Source organism: Corallococcus sp. 4LFB (genome assembly GCF_046520365.1).
Classification (GTDB): domain Bacteria; phylum Myxococcota; class Myxococcia; order Myxococcales; family Myxococcaceae; genus Corallococcus; species Corallococcus caeni.
This window is the reverse complement of record NZ_JBKGHJ010001040.1, coordinates 1-1,155: the sequence shown is the minus strand read 5'-3', so window position 1 is coordinate 1,155 and position 1,155 is coordinate 1. Positions and strand designations below refer to the sequence as shown.

At 66.8% G+C, this 1,155-nt stretch carries 1 protein-coding gene; it reads right to left on the bottom strand.

Translation table 11 applies throughout. The features are described from left to right. Positions 1-1,155 (bottom strand): HAMP domain-containing protein (locus tag ACLEQD_RS43885; protein ID WP_410391867.1); only part of this gene is annotated, 1,155 nt, incomplete at both ends.

Here is a 1,155-nt window from a genome sequence, read left to right as displayed (position 1 = left end):
GGACGTTCACGTTGTCCGTGAGGTCCTTCCACACGCCGGACACGCCCTTCACGTCCGCCTGACCGCCCAGCTTGCCGTCCGTGCCCACTTCCTTCGCGACGCGCGTCACTTCCGCGGCGAACGCGCGGAGCTGGTCCACCATCGTGTTGATGGTGCTCTTGAGCTCCAGCACCTCGCCCTTCGCGTCGACGGTGATCTTCTTGGACAGGTCGCCGTTCGCGACCGCCGTCGTGACCTCCGCGATGTTTCGCACCTGGGCCGTGAGGTTGTTGGCCAGCAGGTTCACGTTGTTGGTGAGGTCCTTCCACGTCCCGGCCACGCCCGGCACTTCCGCCTGGGCGCCCAGCTTGCCCTCCACGCCCACCGTGCGCGCGACGTCCGTCACCTGCTGCGCGAAGACGGACAGCGTCTGCGTCATCGCGTTGATGGTGTCCGCGAGCGCCGCGATTTCACCCTTGGCCTCCATCACCAGCTTCTGGGACAGGTCGCCGTCGGCCACCGCCGTCACCACCTTGACGATGCCGCGCACCTGGGTGGTGAGGTTGAAGGCCATGCTGTTCACGTTGTCCGTGAGGTCCTTCCACACGCCGGACACGCCCTTCACGTCCGCCTGACCGCCCAGCTTGCCGTCCGTGCCCACTTCCTTCGCGACGCGCGTCACTTCCGCGGCGAACGCGCGGAGCTGGTCCACCATCGTGTTGATGGTGCTCTTGAGCTCCAGCACCTCGCCCTTCGCGTCGACGGTGATCTTCCGGGACAGGTCGCCCTTCGCGACCGCCGTCGTCACCTCGGCGATGTTACGGACCTGGTCCGTCAGGTTGTTCGCCAGGAGGTTCACGTTGTTCGTGAGGTCCTTCCAGGTGCCCGCGACGCCCGGCACCACGGCCTGGGCGCCCAGCTTGCCTTCCACGCCCACCGTGCGCGCGACGTCCGTCACCTGCTGCGCGAAGATGGAGAGCGTCTGGGTCATCGCGTTGATGGTGTCCGCGAGCTCCGCCACCTCGCCCTTGGCCTCCATCTTCAGGCGCTGGGTGAGGTCGCCGTTGGCGACCGCGGTCACGACCTTGGCGATGCCTCGCACCTGCGTGGTGAGGTTGGACGCCATGAAGTTCACGTTGTCCGTGAGGTCCTTCCACGTCCCGGACACGCCCTTCA